Source organism: Herbaspirillum sp. NPDC101397, from assembly GCF_044767325.1.
Taxonomy (GTDB): Bacteria; Pseudomonadota; Gammaproteobacteria; order Burkholderiales; family Burkholderiaceae_D; genus Herbaspirillum.
Window position 1 is genome coordinate 211,809 of sequence record NZ_JBIWNS010000006.1, and the last position, 17,201, is coordinate 229,009.

General features: G+C 62.0%; 14 protein-coding genes. 3 read left to right on the top strand and 11 right to left on the bottom strand.

The window, feature by feature from the left end:
• Positions 1 to 85 precede the first annotated feature (85 nt).
• The 3 genes from ACIROW_RS16075 to metH form a co-directional block, all read right to left on the bottom strand.
• Positions 86 to 1,270: an MFS transporter gene (locus ACIROW_RS16075; protein WP_402277695.1), complete on the bottom strand. Its 1,185-nt coding sequence runs from the start codon at positions 1,268 to 1,270 to the stop codon at positions 86 to 88.
• 325 nt (positions 1,271 to 1,595) lie between these two features.
• A complete protein-coding gene (locus tag ACIROW_RS16080) occupies positions 1,596 to 1,871 on the bottom strand; it encodes a hypothetical protein (RefSeq protein ID WP_402277328.1) in 276 nt (91 codons plus the stop codon).
• Positions 1,872 to 1,920: 49 nt separating this feature from the next.
• Positions 1,921 to 5,667, bottom strand: coding sequence for a methionine synthase (gene metH / locus ACIROW_RS16085; RefSeq protein ID WP_402277330.1), 3,747 nt, complete (start codon positions 5,665 to 5,667; stop codon positions 1,921 to 1,923).
• Positions 5,668 to 5,859: 192 nt separating this feature from the next.
• Between metH and ACIROW_RS16090 the strand changes: the two genes are divergently transcribed.
• The 3 genes from ACIROW_RS16090 (at position 5,860) to ACIROW_RS16100 (ending at position 7,654) form a co-directional block, all read left to right on the top strand.
• The gene (locus ACIROW_RS16090) at positions 5,860 to 6,423 is read left to right on the top strand and encodes a 5'-methylthioadenosine nucleosidase (protein WP_402277331.1); all 564 of its coding nucleotides are present in this window, start codon (positions 5,860 to 5,862) and stop codon (positions 6,421 to 6,423) included.
• Positions 6,424 to 6,565: 142 nt separating this feature from the next.
• Positions 6,566 to 7,177: an isochorismatase family protein gene (locus ACIROW_RS16095; protein ID WP_402277332.1), complete on the top strand. Its 612-nt coding sequence runs from the start codon at positions 6,566 to 6,568 to the stop codon at positions 7,175 to 7,177.
• A 24-nt stretch (positions 7,178 to 7,201) separates the two neighbouring features.
• Complete coding sequence (locus ACIROW_RS16100) at positions 7,202 to 7,654, top strand: cupin domain-containing protein (protein WP_402277333.1); 453 nt, start codon at positions 7,202 to 7,204, stop codon at positions 7,652 to 7,654.
• Positions 7,655 to 7,734: 80 nt separating this feature from the next.
• Here the strand turns inward: ACIROW_RS16100 and ACIROW_RS16105 are convergent, their stop codons facing one another.
• The 8 genes from ACIROW_RS16105 to ACIROW_RS16140 all read right to left on the bottom strand — a co-directional run bounded on the left by ACIROW_RS16105 (position 7,735) and on the right by ACIROW_RS16140 (position 16,540).
• On the bottom strand, positions 7,735 to 8,640 hold the full coding sequence (locus ACIROW_RS16105; protein WP_402277334.1) for a LysR family transcriptional regulator: 906 nt from the start codon (positions 8,638 to 8,640) through the stop codon (positions 7,735 to 7,737).
• 22 nt (positions 8,641 to 8,662) lie between these two features.
• Entirely contained in the window at positions 8,663 to 9,628 is a 966-nt protein-coding gene (gene fmt, locus ACIROW_RS16110; RefSeq protein WP_402277336.1) for a methionyl-tRNA formyltransferase, read from the bottom strand.
• 12 nt (positions 9,629 to 9,640) lie between these two features.
• Entirely contained in the window at positions 9,641 to 10,414 is a 774-nt protein-coding gene (locus ACIROW_RS16115) for an SDR family oxidoreductase (protein ID WP_402277337.1), read from the bottom strand.
• 92 nt (positions 10,415 to 10,506) lie between these two features.
• A complete protein-coding gene (locus tag ACIROW_RS16120) occupies positions 10,507 to 11,217 on the bottom strand; it encodes a thiol:disulfide interchange protein DsbA/DsbL (protein ID WP_402277338.1) in 711 nt (236 codons plus the stop codon).
• A gap of 87 nt (positions 11,218 to 11,304) precedes the next feature.
• Positions 11,305 to 11,955: an SPOR domain-containing protein gene (locus ACIROW_RS16125; protein WP_402277339.1), complete on the bottom strand. Its 651-nt coding sequence runs from the start codon at positions 11,953 to 11,955 to the stop codon at positions 11,305 to 11,307.
• Positions 11,956 to 11,962: 7 nt separating this feature from the next.
• A complete protein-coding gene (gene argS / locus ACIROW_RS16130; protein ID WP_402277340.1) occupies positions 11,963 to 13,690 on the bottom strand; it encodes an arginine--tRNA ligase in 1,728 nt (575 codons plus the stop codon).
• A 135-nt stretch (positions 13,691 to 13,825) separates the two neighbouring features.
• A complete protein-coding gene (locus ACIROW_RS16135; protein ID WP_402277341.1) occupies positions 13,826 to 14,344 on the bottom strand; it encodes a DUF6622 family protein in 519 nt (172 codons plus the stop codon).
• A 159-nt stretch (positions 14,345 to 14,503) separates the two neighbouring features.
• Entirely contained in the window at positions 14,504 to 16,540 is a 2,037-nt protein-coding gene (locus tag ACIROW_RS16140) for a primosomal protein N' (RefSeq protein ID WP_402277343.1), read from the bottom strand.
• Positions 16,541 to 17,201 lie beyond the last annotated feature (661 nt).

A 17,201-nucleotide genomic window follows, 5' to 3' on the forward strand; every position in this document is an offset into this window, starting at 1 on the left:
AGCAAGGAAACCGCAGGCGGTCGCCTGCATTCCCGTAGCGTAATGCAGGAGCGCCGCCAAATCAAACCGGCCGTGCACTTTGCTGCTACGCGCCTGCAGTCTGCAAACCGCCGCTGCCGCCGCCCTTCTTGCTGCGCAGGGTGCGTCGCAGCAAGAACATGCAGATGCTGAAGTTGAGCAGGTTCCACAGGATGCCGTTGATGAAGGCGGCGTGATACGAGCCGGTCAGGTCGAAGATCTGGCCCGACATCCAGCCGCCCAGCGCCATCCCGAGCATGGTGCACATGATGACGGCGCCGACCCGGCCGCCGGCCTCGGAGGCGGGGAAGTATTCACGCACGATGATGGCGTAGGACGGCACGATGCCGCCTTGGAACAACCCGAACAAGGCCGAGATCACGTACAGCGACACCAGTCCGTCGAACGGCAGGAACAGCAGCAAGGCAATCCCCTGCAGCGCCGAACCGAGCAGCAGCGTGCGCAAGCCGCCGATGCGATCGCAGATCAATCCGGAAATCAGCCGGCTCACGACACCGCACGCCAGCATCAGCGACAGCATCTGCGCGCCGCGCGCGGCGCCGTAGCCGAGGTCGCCGCAGTAAGCGACGATGTGCACCTGAGGCATCGCCATCGCCACGCAACAGGCGATGCCGGCCACGCACAGCAGCAATTGCGCCTTGCCCATCGGCAGGCCGAACGGACGCTCCGAAGTCAGGCTGACGCCATTGCGCGCAGCGGCAGCAACCGCCACGGGCGGACGACGGCGCATCAGCAGCGCCAGCCCGCCCATGACGATGAAGCACACCACGCCGAGGCCAAAATACGTCTGACGCCAGCCCACCGTGTCGACGAAATGCTGCACGATCGGCGGCCAGATCGCGCCGCCCAGGTAATTGCCGCTGGCACATACCGCCACCGCGATGCCGCGCCGGCGCACGAACCACAGCGAGGTATCGGCAATCAGCGGCGAGAAGGTCGCCGAACTGCCGCACAGGCCGATCAACAAGCCGTGTGCGAGTGTGAAAACGATGATGTTGGGGGCCATGCCGGCCAGGATGAAACCAAGGCCCAGGCATACCGCGCCGACCAGCAAGGGAATCATCACGCCGAACCGGTCGGCCAGCTTGCCCATCAGCATGCCGCCGATGCCGAAGCCGATCATTGACAAGGTGTAAGGCATCGACGCCACGCCGCGCGCCACGCCGAATTCGGCCTGCACCGCAGGCAACACGACGGCCACCACATACATGCCGCTGGCGCCGATCACCATCAGCACCAGCGTGATCAGCAGGCGTACAACGGCATAGGATGAGTCGGCGCCGGAATCGCTGTCGGGATTGTCCTTGGAAGGGGGATGTGCTGCTGGGGTGGAAGTCACGCGCGGGTTCTCCGTCTCGTTCAGTTATTTTGTCTCCCGCTATCGAATCGCGACGGCATGATCAATACAACAACGCTATCGTCGATTTAACAGCGGTGGACAGCCTAACACGAGACGCCGGGGCATGCAGGCGAGGCCAAAAAGCGATGCCGCAAAAACAAGCGGAGAGAAAAATCTCTCCGCTCTTCAAACTACCGACGCCTCGCCGAAGACAGCGTCAGATCAGGCGATAGCCGCCCTTTTCCTTCTTCTGCGCGATCTTCTGGATCAACTTGAAGCCGGCTTCCTGGTCGTTGACCACGGTCACACGGCCGCCGCCGCGCGCCTGCGGTTTGCCGGTCCAGCATTGCGTGACGATCCAGTCGCCCAGCAAATCCTGGGTCAGGTCGGCGACGAACAGCCGCGCCGCATCGGGCTGGTCGGTGAAGAAGTTCAGGCGCAACGGCCCGGTGACGGGCAACATGTGGGTGACGTTGTCGGCGGAATCGATCATGGCGCGAGAATAAAAAACGGGATGGACAAAGGGTAAGTGAAAACCGCGATCAGGACAAGTTCGGCGCCAGCCAGCGTTCGACGTCTTCCTTGGCGACGCCGCGGCGCACGGCCATGTCAGTGACCTGATCGTCGCCGATCTTGCCAACCACGAAGTACTTCGATTCCGGATGCGCGAAGTAGAAGCCCGACACCGATGCGCCCGGGAACATCGCGTACGACTCGGTGACTGTCATGCCGATTTCGTCGCATTGCATGACCCTGAACGCCTCGGCCTTGACAGTGTGTTCCGGGCAGGCCGGATAACCGGCGGCGGGACGGATGCCGACGTACTTTTCCTTGATCAGTTCTTCGGTGCTCAGGGACTCTTGCGACACGTAGCCCCACAGATCGGTGCGCACGCGCTCGTGCAGATACTCGGCGAAGGCTTCGGCCAGACGGTCGGCCAGCGCCTTGAGCATGATCGAGGAATAGTCGTCGTGCGCGTCTTCAAAGCGCTTCTCGTACTTCTCTATGCCGAGACCGGAGGTCACGGCGAACATGCCGATGTAGTCGGCGATGCCGGATGCCTTGGGCGCGATGAAATCGGCCAGGCATTGGTTGGGACGCGCCACGCCGTCGATCACCGGCTTTTCGGTCTGCTGGCGCACACCGTAGTAGGTCAGCGCCACCTGAGTGCGCGTGTCGTCGGTATAGATCTCGATGTCGTCGTCGTTGACGGTGTTGGCCGGCAGCAGCGAGACAACGCCATTGGCGGTCAGCCAGCGGCCGTCGATCACTTTCTTGAGCAAGGCCTGGGCTTCCTCGAATACCTTGGTGGCAGCTTCGCCAACCACTTCGTCCTTCAGGATCGCGGGATACGGACCGGCCAGGTCCCAGGTCTGGAAGAACGGCCCCCAGTCGATGTATTTCGCCAACGTCGCCAGGTCGACGTTCTTGAACACGCGGCGGCCGATGAATTTCGGTTTGACCGGCGCAAATTCCAGTTGCATCTTGTTGTCGCGCGCAGCGGCGATCGGCACCAGCGGCACCGCCTTCTTGTTGGCGTGCTGCTCGCGGATACGTTCGTAGTCGGTCGCGATGTCGGCGATGTACTGGTCCTTCTGCTCGGGCGTGAGCAGCGACTGCGCCACCGAGACGGCGCGCGAGGCATCCGGCACGTAGACTACGGGACCGGAGTAATTCGGCGCGATCTTGACGGCGGTATGCGCGCGCGAAGTGGTGGCGCCGCCGATCAGCAGCGGCATCTTGACGCCGCTGAAGTAGCTGTCGCGCTGCATTTCCTTGGCGACGTAGGCCATCTCTTCCAGCGACGGCGTGATCAGGCCCGACAGGCCGATGATGTCGGCGTTCTCTTCCTTGGCCTTGGCCAGGATCTGCGAACACGGCACCATCACGCCCATGTTGACGACTTCGAAATTGTTGCATTGCAGGACCACCGAGACGATGTTCTTGCCGATGTCGTGGACGTCGCCCTTGACGGTGGCGATGACGATCTTGCCCTTGGGCTTGGCGACGACGCCGGTCTCCTGCTCGATCAGGCGTTTCTCTTCTTCGATGAAGGGAATCAGGTGCGCCACGGCCTGCTTCATCACGCGCGCCGATTTCACTACTTGCGGCAGGAACATCTTGCCCTGGCCGAACAGATCGCCGACCACGTTCATGCCGTCCATCAGCGGGCCTTCGATCACGTGGATCGGACGGCCGCCGCTCTTCAACAGATTCTGGCGCGCCTCCTCGGTGTCCTCGACGATCCATTGGGTGATGCCGAGCACCAGCGCATGCGCGAGGCGCTTTTCGACCGGCTCGCTGCGCCATTCCAGCGTGGCTTCTTCCTTCTTGTCGCCGGCCTTCAGGGTCGCGGCGATGTCGATCATGCGTTCGGTGGCGTCCGGACGGCGGTTCAGCACCACATCTTCGACGGCTTCGCGCAATTCGGCAGGGAGGTCGTCATAGACGCCGATCATGCCGGCGTTGACGATGCCCATGGTCATGCCGGCCTTGACGGCGTGGTACAGGAACACGGTGTGGATCGCCTCACGCGCCGGATCGTTGCCGCGGAAGCTGAAGCTGACGTTGGAGACGCCGCCGCTGATCTTGGCGTAAGGCAGGTTCTGGTGAATCCAGCGGGTCGCCTCGATGAAATCGACGGCGTAGTTGTTGTGCTCTTCGATGCCGGTGGCAACCGCGAAGATGTTCGGGTCGAAGATGATGTCTTCCGGCGGGAAGCCGACCTTGTCGACCAGCAGGCGATAGGCGCGTTCGCAGATTTCGATCTTGCGCTCGTAGGTATCGGCCTGGCCGACTTCATCGAAGGCCATGACGATCACGGCGGCGCCGTAGCGACGGCACAGCTTGGCTTCGTGCAGGAATTTCTCTTCGCCTTCCTTCATCGAGATGGAGTTGACGATGGACTTGCCCTGCACGCACTTGAGCCCGGCTTCGATGACCGACCATTTGGACGAGTCGATCATGATCGGCACGCGCGCGATGTCCGGCTCGGAAGCGATCAGGTTGAGGAAACGCGTCATGGCCGCCTGCGAATCGAGCATCGCTTCGTCCATGTTGATGTCGATGATCTGGGCGCCGTTCTCAACCTGCTGGCGCGCCACCGCCAGCGCCTCGTCGTATTGCTCGTTGAGGATCAGTCGCGCGAACGCCTTGGAGCCGGTGACGTTGGTGCGCTCGCCGACGTTCACGTACAGCGAGTCGTCGTTGATGATGAACGGTTCCAGCCCCGACAGCAGCATCTCGTGCTTGCCTTCCGGAACCTTGCGCGGTGCAATCGTCGCCACCGTGTCGGCGATCGCCTTGATATGCGCGGGCGTGGTGCCGCAGCAGCCGCCGGCGACGTTGACGAAGCCGCTTTCGGCGAAATCTTTGAGCAGCGACGAAGTGACGTCGGGCGTTTCATCGAAACCGGTGTCGCTCATCGGATTGGGCAAACCCGCGTTGGGATAAATGCAGACGAAGGTGTCGGCGATCTTGGACAACTCGTCGGCATACGGACGCATCAATGCTGCGCCCAGTGCGCAGTTCAGGCCGACGGTCAGCGGCCGCGCATGGCGGATCGAATGCCAGAAGGCCGGCACGGTCTGGCCGGACAGGATGCGGCCCGAAGCATCGGTGACGGTGCCCGAGATCATGATCGGCAAACGCTTGCCGGACTCCTCGAAGAACACGTCGATCGCAAACAGCGCGGCCTTGCAGTTGAGCGTATCGAAGATGGTTTCGACCAGCAGCACGTCGGCGCCGCCTTCGACCAGTGCGCGCGTTTGCTCCAGATAGGACGCCACCAGTTGATCGAAGGTGACGTTACGCGCCGCAGGATCGTTGACGTCCGGCGAAATCGAGGCCGTCTTCGGCGTCGGACCGAGCGCGCCGGCGACGAAGCGCGGCTTGTCGGGCGTCGAATACTTGTCGCAGGCGGCGCGCGCCAGTTTGGCCGACTGCACGTTCATCTCGTACACCAGATGCGCCATGTGATAGTCGTCCTGCGCCACGCCGGTGGCGCCGAAGGTGTTGGTCTCGACCAGGTCGGCGCCGGCAGCCAGGTATTGCTCGTGGATTTCCTGGATGATGTGCGGCTGGGTCAGGCTCAGCAACTCGTTGTTGCCCTTGACGAACAACTCCTTGCCCGGCACGCTGAAGTCCTTGAAGCGCTCGCCGCGATAATCTTCTTCCGTCAGCTTGTACTGCTGGATCATGGTGCCCATGGCGCCGTCCAGAATCAGGATGCGCTGCGACATCAGGTCGCGCAACAGCAGTTCGGTTTGGCACAGATCGTTTGGCTTCATGGCGAGATTCTTCAATGTGGAACAGTTCGGATAATGCCTGTGGAATAATGCAAGCCGAATGCAAAAACCCGGTCACGCAACATGCCGGGTTCATCAAATCGGTTAAGACTTGAAATTATACGTGAAACGCCCGCCAAACCCTTGTCCGACAGCCGGGCTTCCCTCTCAAACAACGGATATCGATAACCTGCAATGACACAGAAAATCCTGGTGCTAACCGCCCTTGCCTCCGAACTCAACGCCGCAGCCGCTCCAGCCGGTGTGGACGTAATCTATACCGGCGTGGGCAAAGTCAACGCCGCCTCGACCGCCACAGCGGCGATTCTGCAGCATCGACCGCAGCTGGTGATCAATTTTGGTACGGCGGGCAAGATCAATCCGGACCGCGACGGCCTGCTCGACATCGCCAGCGTCATCCAGCGCGACATGCTGGCCATCCCACTGGCCGTGCGCGGCGTGACGCCCTTGTCGGACGAACCCAGCTCTTACGCATCAGGCCATGGAGACGCCTGCTGCGGCACCGGCGACAGCTTCGTCACCGCCGCCGATCCCTGGCTGGTCGAACAGAGCGTGGATGTTGTCGATATGGAACTGTTCGCCATCGCCCACACCTGCCATCGATATGGTGTCCCCTGGCGGGCATTCAAGTTCATCACGGATGCTGCCGACGACAATGCAGCCGACCACTGGAATGACAACGTGCACCGCGGCGCTGATCTTTTCTGGGAACGCTTGCGCGTGATGCTGGCAACATAGATTTTTTCGGACGTCCGAACCGCATCTCGAGGTTCTTTGGATATGTGCAAATTCCGCACATATCTTGTGACGCCGCGCTACTGTTGGCGCGGCGCGCGTTCGCCTACTCTTCGTCCTGTCGCTTTCAACCCAGGAGAAGAACATGTCCCATCCCACCATCCGCACCATCGCCGGCGTTGCTGCACCGGTTGCACTGCAAGCCGCCGGCACCGCGCTGCTGGTCATTGATTTCCAGAACGAATACTTCAGCGGCACGATGCCGATCCCTGACGGCATGGCGGCGCTGAACAATGCCAAACGCCTGATTGCCTTTGCCGATCGCCACGACATGCCGGTGTTCCACGTCCAGCACGTGACGCCGTCCGGCACACCGATCTTTGCGGTGGACGGCGATACCGTCGCCATCCACAAGGATATCCAGCCGGCCGCCCACCATCGCGTGGTGCAGAAGAGCTCGGTCAGCGTGTTCCCGACTACCGACATCGATGTCCAACTGAAAGCGGCCGGCGTCAAGACGCTGATCATCGCCGGTCTGATGACGCATGCCTGCGTGGCCGGCGCCGCGCGCGATGCGGTCCCTGCGGGTTACGACGTGATCGTCGCTGCCGACGCTTCGGCCACGCGCGACCTTGATGCGCCTGGCGGCGGTGTGATCACGCACGACGTCTTGCATCGCGGTGCGTTGACGACCATCGCCGACACGTTCGGCGATGTGCTCGATACGAGCGCCATTCTTGAACTGCAAGTGCAATAACTCCCCTCACATTAAAGGAACACCATGAAACGCATCGCAATCGCCTTGCTGTTGCTGGTCGCCGCCGGCGCCAGCTTCGCAGACAACAACATCAAAGCCGGCAAGCCCGCCGTCCAGTCGCTGGTTTCCTTCCCGGCCGCCGACCTGAAGTGGCGCGAACTTCCCGGCACCGGCGGCATCAAGGTGGCCGACGTGCGGGGTAGCATCACCGGCAAGGGTCCCTACGACGCCTTCGTGATTTTTCCCGCGGGCAAGGACAATCCTTACCACCTGCACACGCAGAACCTGCCGACGGTGGTCCTGAAAGGCACTTTCTACGCCGTCATCGACGGCAAGCGCATCGACTATCCCGCCGGTTCGTTCTACAACCTGCCGGCCAACATGCCGCACTACAGCGGCTGCGCCAAGGGCGACGACTGCCTGTTGTTCCAGTACCAGGCCGATCACTTTGACCTGGTGCCGGTCGAGAAGAATTAATCGATGAAGAGTAAATTCGCTGCATGAATGAAAAAAGGCTGCACCTTTGCGGGTGCAGCCTTTTTGGTCTGGGCGTCTGCCTATACGGGCCAGCGCGGCGTGGCGTAATAGTCCGCCAGGAAATCGACGAAAGCGCGCACCTTGGGCGAGAGATGATGGTTCTGCGGATACAGCACATACAGGTCGCGCGACTGCAGGCGGTATTCAGGCAGCACTTCCACCAGCGCGCCGCGCCGCAGATCCTCGTGCACGACGAAGGTGGCCGACGCCGTGATGCCCATGCCGGCGCGTGCGGCGGCGCAGACGATCAGGCCGGTGTTGGCCTGGACATTGCCGCTCAGGCTGACCAGCTGCTCGTGGCCGTCGGGACCGGTGAACACCAGCTCGGTGGTTTGCAGCGCGAGCGAATACGCCAGGAAATTGTGCTGCTGCAGATCCTTGGGCTCACGCGGGGTGCCGTGCTTTTCCAGATAGGCAGGCGTCGCCACCAGCGCCATGTCGCTGACCGTCAGCCGCTTGGCCACCAGCGTCGAATCGGGCAAAGCGCGCGTGATGCGCAGGCCGACGTCGAACTCTTCGCTGATGAGGTCGACGAAGCGGTCGTTGCAGACTACGTCGACTTTCAGTTCGGGATACGCCTGCATGAATTGCGGCAGCCAGTTGGGCATTTCCAGCGTGCCGAACACCATCGGCGCGTTGATGCGCAATACCCCTGCCGGACGCGCATGATGGTGCGAGACCACGCGCGCGGCGTCTTCGACCTGGTCGATGATGTCGATGCAGCGCTGGTAGTAAAGCTGACCTACTTCCGTCAGCGAAAATCGCCGCGTGGTGCGGTTGAGCAATTGCGCGCCGAGCAGCTCCTCGAGCTGGCGCACCTGACGCGACACCACCGTGTGCGAGATGTCGAGCGCATCGGCGGCGGCCGAGAAACCACCGCTTTCCACCACGCGCCTGAAGATGCGCATTGCCGCCAGTTGATCCATTGCTCCTCCGCGACAAACTGCCTTATTGGAACCTGCCGTCCGCCAGTGCAAAACCCTTGAGGAATTCTGCCACCGGCAGACGCTTGCCGCCAGGTTTTTGCAATTCCGTGATGAGCAATACGCCGTCGCCGCAGGCAACCTTGACGCCGTCGTGTGCATTGGCGGCGAGGATGCTGCCGGGTGTCGCTGCCGTCGTTTCAGCGAGCGCCTGCGCCTGCCACAGCTTGACGGTAACGTCGCCCGAAGGCGTTGCAAATTGCGCCGACGCGCCCGGGAAAGGATTGAACGCCCGGATCTTGCGTGCCAGCACGGCGGCCGGCTGCGTGAAATCCAGCGCAGCCTCTTCCTTGCCGACCTTGGCGGCATAGTTGGCACCTTCATCCGGTTGCGGCGTGGCCGGCAACTCCCCCAGTTCCAGCTTGCGCACCGCCTCGACGATCATCTTGCCGCCCAGCGCCGCCAGCTTGTCGTGCAGGCTGGCGGTGGTGTCATCGGCGGCGATCGGCAGCGACTCGATCAGCAGCATCGGACCGGTGTCCAGGCCTTCTTCCATCTGCATGATCGTGATGCCGGTTTCGCTGTCGCCGGCTTCGATGGCGCGATGGATGGGCGCGGCGCCGCGCCAGCGCGGCAGCAGCGAACCGTGGATGTTGATGCAGCCCAGGCGTGGAATGTCCAGCACGCTGCGCGGCAGGATCAGGCCGTAGGCGGCGACGATCATGAGGTCGTGCGGCGTGTTGCGCAGCAGCTCGTGCGCCTCGCGCGCGACGTCCGGATATTTTCCGTCCAGCCGCAGCGACACCGGCTGCGCCACGGGCGTGCCGTGTGCCAGCGCGCATTGCTTCACCGGCGAGGCATGCAACTGCATGCCGCGGCCGGCGGGACGATCGGGCTGGGTCAGCACCAGCGTGATGTCGTGGCCCGCGGCGTACAGCGCTTCCAGCGCGACGGCGGCGAATTCGGGGGTTCCGGCGTAAATGATTTTCATGGTCTTGCTCGTTCAGGGATGTCGTTTCTTGTGCGGCGCTTTGGAAAACGCAAAGTCGTACACACTGTTGGGCAACAGGCGCAACAGTTTGGCGACCACGCCCATCTGCCACGGGATCACGCGGTAGCTGTCGCCGGCGGCGATTGCCGCCAATGCGCGCGCCGCGAATTTCTGTACCGGCATCAGGAAGGGCATGCGGTAGTGATTGACCTGCGTCATCGGCGTATCGATATAGCCGGGCGCAATCGTCACCACCTTGATGCCGCTGGCGCGCAGCTCGATGCGCAGTGATTCGCAATAGCTGATGACCGCTGCCTTGGATGCACTATACGCCTCGGCGCCGGGCAGGCCGCGAATACCAGCCACGCTGCCGATGCCGACCAGCCGGCAGTCCTGCGGTCGCGGCTGGCGCTTCATGGCAGCGATGAACGGATGGAAGGTGGCGACCGTGGCCGTGACGTTGGTGGCGATGATGCGCTCGAACACCGGGATATCCTCGGCGAATTCGGTCAGCGTGCCTTGCGAAATGCCGGCGTTGGCGATCACCACGTCGATGCCGCCGGTCGCGGCGAGGAAATCTTGCGCGGCCTGCTGCAAGGCGGCGTGGTCGGTGACATCGAGCACATACAGGTGATGGCGCTCGGGATGGGCGAGCCCTGCGCGCAATTGCTCGAGCTTGTCGCGGCGGCGTGCAACCAGGCCCAGCACGGCGCCCTGCTGCGCGCAGACGGCGGCCAGTGCGGCGCCGATGCCGCTTGATGCGCCGGTGATGAAGACTCGCTGCATAGCATCCCTTCCGTTCAAATTGTTATCGATGCGCGCCAATAAAAACGGTCCGTCCTCTCGCGAGCGACGGACCGTGTTCGGTGCGGTGAAGCTTATTTCTTCTTGGCCGGCTTGGCTGCTTCGGCAGGCTTTTCAGCACCTTTTTCCGCCGCCAGCTTGGTCAGCAGATGATCCATCACTTGCAGCGATGCGGCTTGCTGCATGGACTCGGGCTGGTTGGCCATGGAGGCGCCGGCAATCGATGGCGAGGTCAGGTAACGGCCGTCGATGGCAATGGTCGGCACGCCGTCGATCTTGTACTGTTCCTGCAGCTGCGAGGCGCGACGCACCTTGGTCTGGACGCCGAAGGAATTGTACAGGTCGAGGAATTTCTGCTTGTCGATGCCTTGCTTCTCGATGAATTCCAGGATGGTCTTGTCGGTGTCGACGCGCTGACGGTCAACATGGATGGCCTGGAAAATCTTCGGATTCATCTCCGCCGTCTTGCCCATCGCTTCGAGCGCGTAGTACAGCTTTTGCTGAGGGATGAACGATTCGCGGAAAGCGACCGGCACTTGCTTGAAGACAATCTTGTCGCCCTGTTTCTTGACCCACGCCGTCAGCGCCGGATCAAAGGCTGCGCAATGCGGGCAGCTGTACCAGAAAAATTCGGTGACTTCGATCTTCTTGCCGGACTCGGTCGGCTGGGCTTGCTCCAGCGTACGGTAATCGGTGCCGTTCTGTGGATTGGCGGGTGATGCGCCGGCCGAGATGGCCAGCAAACCCAGGCTGATGGCAGCGAGAGCATGACGGAACAAACGCATAATTCTTAACCCCTTCTCAAGGTATTCGACAATAAATATGATGGCGGACCGCCATGCCGCGCATTTGATTCGCGGCAAAAACGGTCCTTATTTTGGTATGCGGACGATGGCGGCATCGACGCCGTTATCAGACAACTTGCTGCGCATGCGGTTCACTGTCTCTTGCTGTCCGATCGGGCCGATCCGTACACGGTACAAGGTGCCGTTATCGGAAGGCCGTTCGCTGACCTTGGCTTCGAAGCCGAGCAGCGCCAGCTTGGCGCGCGCGTTTTCGGCGTCGGCCTGTTCACGGAAGGCGCCGGTCTGCAGGAAATAAGTCCACTTGTCGTCGACCGCGCTATCGGACTTGTCGGCCTTGGGCGACTGCTCCTTGGTGATCGCGGCCAGCTTGTCCTTGTCCTTCGGCACGTCGACCTTCGGCGCCGGCGGCGTGTCGGGCTTCTTGGCGTCCGGCGCAGGCTTGTCCTGGTCGGGAGCCTTCGGCGCCGGCGGGGCTTCCTTGGCGACGTCCTTGTTGCCGTACAACGGCTTGTTCGGATCGGAGGACTGGCCCGGCGACAGCTCGGTGCGTTCCTGCTTGGTGACCTTGTTGACGAATGGAATCGGCGACTTGGTGATCATCAGGGCGACGACCACGGCAATGCCGAGACCGACGATGAGACCGAGGATCAGGCCCAGGAAAGTACCGCCGGCCTGCTTGCGTAAAATCGGATGGTGTTGTTTCACTTGTGTCTTCATTACAGGTTTACATTCTTGTCGGGGCGGAGACGCCGATCAATGCCAGGCCGTTGCGCAGCACCTGGCGGGTCGCACTCATGAGCGCCAGGCGCGCCATCTTGGTAGGGACGTCGTCAACCAGCACGCGTTCTGCATTGTAGTAGCTATGCAATTCGCCTGCCAGGTCACGCAGGTAGAAAGCCACCTGATGCGGTCCGAGCTCCTGCAATGCATGGGCCAGCGCTTCCGGATATTCGGCCAGCTTGGCCAGCAGGCTGACTTCGCGAGGGGCGGTCAGCGGCGCCAGATCCTGCACTTGATCCAGCGTCGCTTCGTCCCCGCCCCACTGGCTCAGCACCGAGCAGATGCGCGCGTGGGCGTACTGGACGTAATAGACCGGGTTTTCGTCGTTGCGGGTCAGCGCGACGTCGACGTCGAAGACGAATTCGCTGTCGGCCTTGCGCGAGATCAGGAAGAAACGCACGGCGTCGCGGCCGCGCGTCAAATCGTCCGCGTCCGCTTCGGTACCGTTGGACCATTCGATCAGATCGCGCAGCGTAACGTAAGAACCGGCCCGCTTGGAGATCTTTACCTCTTCGCCGTTCTTCATCACAGTGACCATCTTGTGCAGCACGTAGTCGGGGTAGCCTTGCGGTATGCCGACATTGGCCGCCTGCAGGCCGGCGCGCACGCGCGCGATGGTGCCGTGGTGGTCACTGCCCTGGATATTGATGACCTTGCCGAAACCGCGCTGCCACTTGGTGATGTGATAGGCGACGTCGGGCACGAAGTAGGTGTAGGTGCCGTCGCCCTTCTTCATGACGCGGTCCTTGTCGTCGCCGTAGTCGGTGGTCTTGAGCCACAGTGCGCCGTCCAGCTCGTAGGTCTTGCCGGCCTTGATCAATGCGTCGACCGCGGCGGCAACCTTGCCTTCGGTGTACAGCGAAGATTCCAGGTAGTAGTTGTCGAACCTGACGCCGAAGGCCTGCAAGTCCAGATCCTGCTCGCGGCGCAGATAAGCCACGGCGAAGCGGCGGATCGATTCGATGTCGTCGACGTCGCCGCTGGCGGTGGCCGGTTCGCCGTCGCTGGCGGACACCGTCTTTTTCGCCTTGAAATCGTCGGCGATGTCGGCGATGTAATCGCCGTTATAGGCCGACTCGGGCCAGCCGGCGTCGCCCGGCTTGAGGCCCTTGGCGCGCGCCTGCACCGAAGTGGCCAGCGTGGCGATCTGGACGCCGGCGTCGTTGTAGTAAAACTCGCGCGTGACGTCGTAACCCTGCGATTGCAGCAACGCCGACATGGCATCGCCGAGCGCGCCCTGGCGGCCGTGGCCGACATGCAGCGGACCGGTCGGATTGGCGGAAACGAACTCGACCAGCACTTTCTTGCCGGCGCCGGCGCTGCTCTTGCCGTATTGCGCGCCTTCGGCCAGCACGACCTTCACCACGGCCTGCTTGGCGGCGTCGGCCACGCGCAGGTTGATGAAGCCGGGGCCGGCGATGTCGGCGGAGGAAATCAGTTCTTCGCGCCCGGGCTGGGACAGCACGCCGTCAACCAGCGCCTGGGCCAGTTCGCGCGGGTTCTTTTTGAGCGGTTTGGCCAGTTGCATGGCCAGGTTGCAGGCGATGTCGCCATGCGACGGGTCCCGCGGACGCTCCAGCGTGATCGTCGGCGTCAGGCCGGAGCCCTCGATCAGCGGCGCCATGGCGGCCTGGAATAATTCGGTGATGCGTTGTTTTTGTTGGGCGAGCATGGGAACAGAAGGGGTCGGCGGCCGCGCTGACAACGCCAGCCGCACATTGATGAATATATAAACCCCGGATTATACCGGCTTGCCGTGCTCGGATTGAAGCCGATCTTGTAAGCACTCGTGAGTATTGCTCCAGCCTCAGGCGGCCGCTTGCGCTGCCGGTGACTGCGCCTGGCGATAAAGATGCACGATGCGCAACAAACGACCGACCGGTACCCCCATGAACAGGCCGTACAGCAGGCTGACCGCCAGCGTGAACACGGCGCCCCGGGCGTGGCCGGAGTGCATTGCCTGTAACACGGCCACGGTATATTTGACCGCAAACACGCTGATCATCATCAACAAGGGCAACCAGCTGCCCCGCAACCAGACCGTTCCGTGCGCGGGATGCGGCGCAATGCCGCCCCGGCCGGCCGCCGTCCAACTCAGGAAGCCGCTGCCCAACGCCGTCAACGCGGCTGCCGTCAGAGCCAGCGCATCGGCATGCGATTGTGCATACAGACCATGCAGCGACAAGGCCAGCAACAGCAGCGGAACCAACGCGACCTTGAACAGCGGTGTTTCGCGATCAGCGCTGGCGGCCCAGCCGCGATAGACCAGGAAGGCCAGCATGGCCCAGACCCACAGCGGCGTATGAATGATGATTTGTTGCAACATGGCGACTCCTGAAATGAAGAAGGAAGAGGAATGCCGCCATGTTAGGCAGGCCCCGCGCGCGATCCCAGCGCCATGCGACGAACGGCGCGAAGACGGCGGTCTGCGGGGGTTTTGACGTGACGAACGGGTACGCCGGATTGGCGCAAAACGTTCGGACGCTCAGATATCGACCGGATCGACTTCCAGCGACCATTTGGCGCGCGTCTTCATCTGGCGCAAGACGTCCATCCAGTCGCGCAGGAAGGCCTGCAGGGCCGGTCGCGACGGGCATTCGATCAATAACTGGGCGCGTTCGACATTGGCCACGCGCGTCATGGTCATCGGAATGGGATCGTTGATGGTGATGCCGGCGTGTTCCAGACAGCCGGCCGCGTCCTGCAGGAAAGCCAGCGCGATATCGAGTTCAGCCGCTTCGGCGCGCAGCAGCGCCTGGTACAGGAACGGCGGCAAGGCCGCCTGCTGGCGCTCTTCGAGCAACTGCGTGGCGAAGCCGTCGTAATCGTGCGCGGCCACCGCGCCGTACAAGGGATGATGCGGATAACGGCTCTGGATCAGTACTTCGCTGGGTGAACCGCCCTCCTTCTGGCCGGCCCGCCCGGCACGACCCGCAACCTGCATCAGCTGTGCAAACAGACGCTCGCTGGCGCGGTAGTCATGCGAAAACAGCGCGGTGTCGGGATTCATCACGCCCACCAGCGTCAGGCGCTTGAAGTCATGCCCCTTGGCGACCATCTGTGTGCCGATCAGGATGTCGACGTCGCCGCGGTGCACGCTGTCGAAGGCGTTCTGGGCCGAACCCTTGAGACGTGTGGAATCGGCGTCGATGCGCAGGATGCGCGCTTCCGGAAACATTGCCTGCAGGCCTTCTTCCACGCGCTGGGTGCCGCGGCCCAGCGGCTGCAGGTCGACGTTGCCGCAGGTCGGGCAGGCTTTGGGGATGTACAGCTCCAGGCTGCAATGGTGGCAACGCAGGCGTCGCTCGGGCTTGTGCAGCACCATGAACGAGGTGCAGCGCATGCAGTTGCTGATCCAGCCGCAGGCGTCGCAATTGAGCACCGGTGCATAGCCGCGCCGGTTGAGGAACAGCAGCGATTGCTCGCCGCGCTCCAGGCGCAGCTTGAGCGCCGCCACCAGCGTCGAAGTCAGGCCGTCGTTGGGACGGTCGCGCTCCATGTCGATCATCTTGACCTTGGGCAGCACGGCGTCGCGCACCGCGCGCTCACGCAGTTGCAGCTTGCGGTAACGGCCGGCCTGGGCGTGCTGCCAGGTTTCCAGCGAGGGCGTGGCCGAACCCAGCACCACCGGAATCGCCAGCTGATGGGCGCGCCAGACCGCGAGGTCGCGCGCCGAATAACGCAGGCCTTCCTGCTGCTTGTAGGACGGATCGTGCTCTTCGTCGATCACGATCAGTTTGAGGTGCGGCAGCGACGACAGGATCGCCAGCCGCGTGCCGAGCACGATGCGCGCCTGGCCCTGATGTGCCGCCAGCCAGCTGAGCGTGCGCTCGCCCTCTGCCAGGCCGCTGTGCAGGCTGACCACATGCACGCCGGGAAAACGCGCGCGGATGTTCGATTCTAGCTGCGGCGTCAGGTTGATTTCAGGCACCAGAACCAGCACCTGCGCGATGTCGCCGACCGCTTCGTGCTGCGCCAGGATGCGCGCCGCCGCCTGCAGGTAGACCTCGGTCTTGCCGCTGCCGGTCACGCCGTACAGCAGCAGCGGCGCAAAACCCTGCGCACCGGCGATGGCGTCGACGGCGTCCTGTTGTTCAGGCTTCAACTGCGGCGTGTTGACGGGACTGCCGTCATGGCCGGCATCGAGCTTGGCCAGCTTCTTGAGCGCGCGGTCAAGCGCGGTCGTGGTCAGCGTGCGCAAGTTCTTCGGCAAGCCCGGCAACGCCACCTCGCCCAGCGGACGCTGGTAATAGTCGGCCGCGAAACCGCACAGCGCCAGCCATTGCGGCGGCAGCGGCGCCAGTTGGCTGCGCACTGCCAGCACGTCCTTGAGCTTGCCTGCCGGTACGTCGGTCTGTTCGGCCAGGCCGACGATCAGGCCCGCGACCTCGCGACGGCCGAACGGCACGATCGCCAGTTGGCCGATTTGCGGCAGCGCCTCGTCGCCGTTTCGGATCCAGCGGTAATCGAAGGTCCTGTCAAGCGGGGTGTCGAGAACGATCTGAAGGATGCGTTGTTCCACGAACTTAATGTGATTCCTGAAAAGATGACCTAAGTAACGGTTTCGTAACTACTTTTTAGGCTATCCACAAAACCTGTGGATAACTTTGTGCATAACTCGGGCTTGACAGCGTTTTTCCCAGTCTGGATGCGGGTTTCAATAAATTGCCCAAATCAAAAGCAAAATTTAAACTTATAAAAATCAATGACTTGCGAATCACACCACTACCCATGAAATTTATTTTTAAATTTTTATTATTGCTTCGCACAAAAGCTTTTTTGTGCATAAGTCTGCTTTTTCGCACCGAAAAGGTATCGCCGCGAGATTGTTCGCACTACTTTCTGTCAAGCAAATTTTGTCGGGATGCCTCTGACAGGAACGTAGGATTCCGCCCCGGTTTCTAAAGTAAAACGTTAAAAAAGCATGTAACTCACGGTTTCATAAGTGCTTTTTCAACTATCCACAATTCCTGTGGATAACTTTGTGGGTAACTCCCTCTTGACAGCCCCGAAACCCATGTTTCATGCGGGTCTCGATAGTTTGCACAAATCCCGCGCACGAAGCAAAATCCTTAAAAATCAATAACTTGCAAAATTCAAGAATCCATCGCTTTACAAATATGGATATGAATGATTCCCACTAAGGAAAGCCCCGTTCGTGTGCATAACTGCGCATGCGTACG

Bases quoted from the DNA above. Each gene is read 5' to 3' on its own strand.
- ACIROW_RS16075 (WP_402277695.1), bottom strand. From the start codon at position 1,270: ATGGTGATCGGCGCCAGCGGCATGTATGTGGTGGCCGTCGTGTTGCCT.
- ACIROW_RS16080 (WP_402277328.1), bottom strand. From the start codon at position 1,871: ATGATCGATTCCGCCGACAACGTCACCCACATGTTGCCCGTCACCGGG.
- ACIROW_RS16135 (WP_402277341.1), bottom strand. From the start codon at position 14,344: ATGTTGCAACAAATCATCATTCATACGCCGCTGTGGGTCTGGGCCATG.
- ACIROW_RS16125 (WP_402277339.1), bottom strand. From the start codon at position 11,955: ATGAAGACACAAGTGAAACAACACCATCCGATTTTACGCAAGCAGGCC.
- fmt (WP_402277336.1), bottom strand. From the start codon at position 9,628: ATGAAAATCATTTACGCCGGAACCCCCGAATTCGCCGCCGTCGCGCTG.
- argS (WP_402277340.1), bottom strand. From the start codon at position 13,690: ATGCTCGCCCAACAAAAACAACGCATCACCGAATTATTCCAGGCCGCC.
- ACIROW_RS16105 (WP_402277334.1), bottom strand. From the start codon at position 8,640: ATGGATCAACTGGCGGCAATGCGCATCTTCAGGCGCGTGGTGGAAAGC.
- ACIROW_RS16120 (WP_402277338.1), bottom strand. From the start codon at position 11,217: ATGCGTTTGTTCCGTCATGCTCTCGCTGCCATCAGCCTGGGTTTGCTG.
- ACIROW_RS16090 (WP_402277331.1), top strand. From the start codon at position 5,860: ATGACACAGAAAATCCTGGTGCTAACCGCCCTTGCCTCCGAACTCAAC.
- ACIROW_RS16095 (WP_402277332.1), top strand. From the start codon at position 6,566: ATGTCCCATCCCACCATCCGCACCATCGCCGGCGTTGCTGCACCGGTT.
- metH (WP_402277330.1), bottom strand. From the start codon at position 5,667: ATGAAGCCAAACGATCTGTGCCAAACCGAACTGCTGTTGCGCGACCTG.
- ACIROW_RS16115 (WP_402277337.1), bottom strand. From the start codon at position 10,414: ATGCAGCGAGTCTTCATCACCGGCGCATCAAGCGGCATCGGCGCCGCA.
- ACIROW_RS16100 (WP_402277333.1), top strand. From the start codon at position 7,202: ATGAAACGCATCGCAATCGCCTTGCTGTTGCTGGTCGCCGCCGGCGCC.